Here is a 4816-nt window from a genome sequence, read left to right as displayed (position 1 = left end):
CCGTAATTATGTTTTCCGTAACTCCGGTGCCGTGGGTAGCGATGAGCATGGCGACCAATGACTGGTTATAAACTTTTTTCGATGTGCGCAAACATAATTTGCCATGCCACTTTTCATTAGCAAGATTCTCGTAAGTACTGAGTTCTTCTGGCTTAACACGTTCACTTGAATACACAATAGTGCGCGCACGTTGCGAAAACCCGAACCATTGCATATTCACATCGCGTAAATTGGTCGGGATAGCATTTTCAAGTACGTCTGATTCTAGCGACATGAACAAGCCCGCCTGGCTGGCACGCCATAAATTTCCCGCATCAACCGTCATCAACACATCCGCTGGAGTTAACTCGGCTTCGGCTTTGAGTTTTTCTATTAAGGGTTCGGGTTTATCGGTCACAAACTTGACCTGAGTGCCGGTTTCAGCTTCATAGGCCTCGATCAGTGGCAGGATCAACTGCTCGTTTCTGGAAGAATACAAGACCAATTCCGTCGACTCTGCCTGATCAACAGAATTAGATGCGTTGGGTGAATGATCGCTTTTTTGCGTCTGATCGCAAGCAAATAGCGCAAACACAAACACAAAAGCCAAGATTCGGGATATTTTGTTGAACATATAACTACCTGAATTTATTATTAAATATTGATTCACGCCTTTATTTCAGACTGAAACAATCTAAATCTAAATGAGAATATATCTCATTTAGATTTGCAGGTCTATGTTGCAACTCACTGAAAATGGCGCTGATGCTTAAATGTGTTTAGTCCAGAAACTTATATGTATCTGCCCCATCAAACTGGCGCACCGGGATTTCTTTGATCGCCGTGGGGTCCATCATTCGGGCATTCACGGCCATGCGAGAGTATTTTTTCGGGTCAAGATTTTTCCAGTGGGTGGTGCAACCACAGGACTTACAGGAACAAAAAGCCAAAGTTTTGTCACCCCAGACATAATTTATGAGGTCATTTTGATCGCAATGAATTTTAATCTGGCTCGAATCGGCATACGCCCATAGTGCGCCAAGGCGACGACAAATAGAACAATTACAATTGTACAGATACTCGGGAGTGACACAGTATTCAAATCTAACCTTGCCGCAATGACATGCACCACGCAACATCACTTAACTCCTGGGCCTGGCTTTAACCATGTACAGACCGTTTTCAAATGGCATACCGCCAGGGTACTCGGTTAACACAAAGTCCATTTCTTTATACGTTTTCACCGCATGCATATTTTTGGCGTACACCAAGACAGAAAAAGTATCCACGCCAAGATCTTCACACCCCTTTTGGGCCATTGCATTGAGCAGAAATTTGCCATAGCCTTTTTCCCTAAGCTCCGGTTTAACAACCATTCTGCCCAACTGACATCGGCCCATTCGAAGATATACCTGACCGAAGCCAATAAAATTATCTTGATCGTCCAGCAAAGAGTAAGAGATCAGTTCAGAAAAATTGACGTCGGATAAAAAAGTTTCTGCCGTTACCGGGTATTCGTATTTATCTTGCTGCTTGATGAATAGGTCGTTATCGGCACTTAACCAGGAAACCAGTTCGACCAAATGCTCATTGGTGGATCTTATAATTTTCATAATTTGCATTGTATCAATATTTATCGATTAAACTATGTCCAGGATCAATGTATAAAATTTACCAACAATGCAAAACTTACTGACAAAAAGATCTCATTGCCCGTATTGCGGGGAATCCATTGAACTTGTGATTGATACAAGTATTGAAGCACAAGAATATATTGAAGACTGTGAAGTGTGCTGTCGACCGATGATTGTGAGAGTACAGATTGACGCTGATGGATTTATTACGCTTCAGGTTCGCAGCGAGAACGAGTAAATAGCCAGATAACTTGGTCAAGATTATTTAAAGCTCGGGCATCACAGTTTCTGTACCTTTCACAAATAGAGTGATTTATCTCAAGCCTTAATTGAAAATGAACTTAGTTAACGGGATGAGATTTATCAAATCGTACATATCGTTATCCTGGCGCGATAGAACTTTTTCTATTTTTTATTTATGACCTTACTTAAAAATTTGTCTAATCCCCGGAAAAATGCCTGACGATTTTTCTGATTGGAAAGAAAGTGATCTTCATTTTCAAAACTCATATATGTAACTGGTGCTGAAGATTTTCTCAATGCAGATTTCATTCGACGGAATTGGTCAAAATGCACACGTTGATCTGACTCACCATGAGCAAGGAACAGTGGCACTTTTATTTCTGCAGCACGAAATACCGGGGAGTTTTCAGCTATTTCCTGTTTGCTATCAAACCCGCGTAGAACAAAGTTTTGTGCTGCTATTGATCCAAAGCGATACTGCTTGATATCGTTAATCATGTCTTTGAGATCAGTTACACCTGCCATCGATATCGCACAGGCATAAAGTTCCGGTGATTTAATTGCTCCCATAAGTGCAGCATAACCACCATATGACCAACCGGCGATACAGATTCGATCTGGGTCAGCAATGCCTTGTTCAAGAATCCATTTAGCGCCATCCTCAACGTCTTCCTGCATTTTTACCCAGTTTTCTCGACCTTCATCTTCAAAGCCCTTGCCATAACCTGCCGACCCACGAAAATTCATCTGGAGAACTGCAAATCCGCGTGTTGCGAAATATTGTGCGAAATAGTCAAAGCGTTTTGCCTGGCGTGCATATGGTCCGCCGTGAGGTAAAATTACCACAGGAAGATTTACCAGATCCTCTGCACTAGTAATGGTAGGAGGTAATGTCAGATAGGCAGGTATTTCGAAATCATCGCGTGCCGGATATGTAACTTTTGTAACTGAGCCCATTTCTGCAGTAGGCAACTCTTTGTGTATGTATGCGAGCACTGTGACATTGTTAGTGCTCGCATCGACAATCGCCAGGGCACCAGGATCGTATGCGTTGGATATTCGAAACAGATACAATCGCCCGTCACCTGACTGGTCGACATAGTCAACGGTGTGGTCGCTGAATTTATTTCGCATGCGACTAAGCACTGTGTCATATTCATCAAATAACTCAATTTCATTTGAATCTGCAACGAAACTCGCTCCAATTATTGCGCCGTTCCCGCTGACAACAAGTCCGCCTGCATCATACGTGTCATGATGAAATAGCTTGCGAGTAACCTCTTTTTTAATTAAATCATAAACATACAGACCCAGCGTATCTTGACCTGCATGATCTCCAATGACTAGCTCATTTGGATCATCCGTGAACCCAAAAATAGTAACGTCCGCTTCAAGTCCAGCAAAATTCTCAGCTCTGCGCCACTGGTCTTCATCGGCATCTCGTATAGTCAGGCTCCACTGCTCCTCTACAGCTCCAGTCCGGTCGACCAGACCTTGGCCTACACGTGGTTCGCCCCTTGCATCTGTAAACCATTTCTGCACGCCCTGTTTAGTACGTTTTATCGTAATGTACAGCCCGCTTTTTACATTGACCCTTTTAATATCAACATGATTTTGATTGGTATCGGAAAACTCCATGAGAATGTGATCCGGATCGTCTTCCAGAAAGTCAATTACAGATGAGTTGTCTTGCCTGAAGACTTCTTTACTCTCGATCAGTATTTTACCCTTCATACTGGTTGCATTTAGTGTGTAAATGAAGCTCATGGTGTATGGTATTGCACGATATTTTTTGCTTTGCCAGAATGCAATCAGAACTTGCTCATTGTTTGCCCATTTAATCCACTGCGGTTTCACCCCTTTTCCAAGAAGAATTGCTCGTAATTTTTCGTTTTTCTTGCCAAGAGTGACAATACGAACTCCATATTTACCATTATTATTCACAATTATCGCAACTTGCTTACCATCTGGAGATATTGCAGCATCATAGGCGTTTGGCAACGTTCCAAATGCATCTGCTGTGGGGGCAGCAGTAACCCAGTTTGGTGAGATAAATACAAAGAGTAAAACTAATAGGATTTTTCGCATGTTTGAAATTTTCTCCCAAAAATATTCACTTAGCAAGACAAATCGTTATCTTGTGTGAATGAAATACACATATTACCCTGATTAAAAGTTTTACGATTCAGACGTACTCATCCAAGCAAAGGCAATCTATAATGAGGTTCGCCCTAACTGATCAAAATCTATGCATAAACAACTATTCTATCTCTTTCTGGTGTTTTTCCTGTGGCAGATTCCTTTACTTGCCGACGGCGAAACCCATGCCACGCACTTCGTAGCTTTGGACGGGACTGACACTAAGGATTGCCTCGATCCCGGTCTGCCCTGCAACAGTATCAAGTACGCCATCGACCAAGCGGCCAAGGCCAGCCATGTGCATATCGCGTCTGGTACCTATGAAGTTGCCGCCGAGGACGTGGTGCATTTCTTGGGAGACAAAGTCCCCTTGATGGGCGGTTACACCACCGCGGATAGCTTTGCCAAACGTGACGATATCAACAATCCGGTAACCCTGCTTGGCATACCCTTCGAGTTTCGCGCACAAGTTGAAGCCCTTGGATTTAAAGTGATTAGTGATAACGCCGGCTTAAGCAGTCAACGTGTACAGGAAGTTGAAAAATTCACCACCGCATATCAACACGCTGCCACCGTTCAAAAAACGCAAGTGGCTTGTCAAAACGGAGTGGCCGACGGATTTGAATGCGCCAATATTGATCTAGTTGCACAATTACCCTTACCGGCGTTCAGTAGTTCGCCCACCAGTGCCAGTGATATCTGGGGGCATGTGGATATGAACAATGGCAACGAGTACGCCTTAATGGGCTTAAACAATGGAATAGCGGTTGTCGACGTATCGGATCCGGCCAATCCAGTGGAAGTCGGAACAATTTCAGGCA

Annotated in this window: 6 protein-coding genes; 2 read left to right on the top strand and 4 right to left on the bottom strand. The window is 43.3% G+C overall.

All coding sequences use genetic code 11. The annotated features are described in order from the left end of the window. The 3 genes from HKN88_10695 to HKN88_10685 form a co-directional block, all read right to left on the bottom strand. A partial coding sequence (locus tag HKN88_10695; GenBank protein NNC98524.1) for an extracellular solute-binding protein occupies positions 1-613 on the bottom strand: 613 nt, incomplete at its 3' end. Positions 614-758: 145 nt separating this feature from the next. After that, positions 759-1118, bottom strand: coding sequence for a GFA family protein (locus HKN88_10690; protein ID NNC98523.1), 360 nt, complete (start codon positions 1116-1118; stop codon positions 759-761). 3 nt (positions 1119-1121) lie between these two features. After that, on the bottom strand, positions 1122-1592 hold the full coding sequence (locus HKN88_10685) for a GNAT family N-acetyltransferase (protein NNC98522.1): 471 nt from the start codon (positions 1590-1592) through the stop codon (positions 1122-1124). Between the two features lie 67 nt (positions 1593-1659). Between HKN88_10685 and HKN88_10680 the strand changes: the two genes are divergently transcribed. Continuing rightward, complete coding sequence (locus tag HKN88_10680) at positions 1660-1851, top strand: CPXCG motif-containing cysteine-rich protein (GenBank protein NNC98521.1); 192 nt, start codon at positions 1660-1662, stop codon at positions 1849-1851. Positions 1852-2018: 167 nt separating this feature from the next. Here the strand turns inward: HKN88_10680 and HKN88_10675 are convergent, their stop codons facing one another. Then, complete coding sequence (locus HKN88_10675) at positions 2019-3944, bottom strand: S9 family peptidase (protein ID NNC98520.1); 1926 nt, start codon at positions 3942-3944, stop codon at positions 2019-2021. 160 nt (positions 3945-4104) lie between these two features. On the opposite strand from HKN88_10675, the gene HKN88_10670 reads away from it, so the two are divergent. Further along, positions 4105-4816, top strand: a 712-nt coding sequence (locus HKN88_10670; protein ID NNC98519.1) for a sodium:calcium exchanger, incomplete at its 3' end; no start/stop codon positions are given.

It is taken from the genome of Gammaproteobacteria bacterium, assembly GCA_013001575.1.
Taxonomy (GTDB): domain Bacteria; phylum Pseudomonadota; class Gammaproteobacteria; order Steroidobacterales; family JABDMI01; genus JABDMI01.
The sequence above is the reverse complement of the archived record's forward strand: the minus strand, read 5'-3'. Positions and strand labels throughout refer to the sequence as shown.

Coding starts and splice junctions, on each gene's coding strand:
- HKN88_10680 (NNC98521.1), top strand. CDS start 1,660: ATGCAAAACTTACTGACAAAAAGATCTCATTGCCCGTATTGCGGGGAA.
- HKN88_10685 (NNC98522.1), bottom strand. CDS start 1,592: ATGAAAATTATAAGATCCACCAATGAGCATTTGGTCGAACTGGTTTCC.
- HKN88_10675 (NNC98520.1), bottom strand. CDS start 3,944: ATGCGAAAAATCCTATTAGTTTTACTCTTTGTATTTATCTCACCAAAC.
- HKN88_10690 (NNC98523.1), bottom strand. CDS start 1,118: ATGTTGCGTGGTGCATGTCATTGCGGCAAGGTTAGATTTGAATACTGT.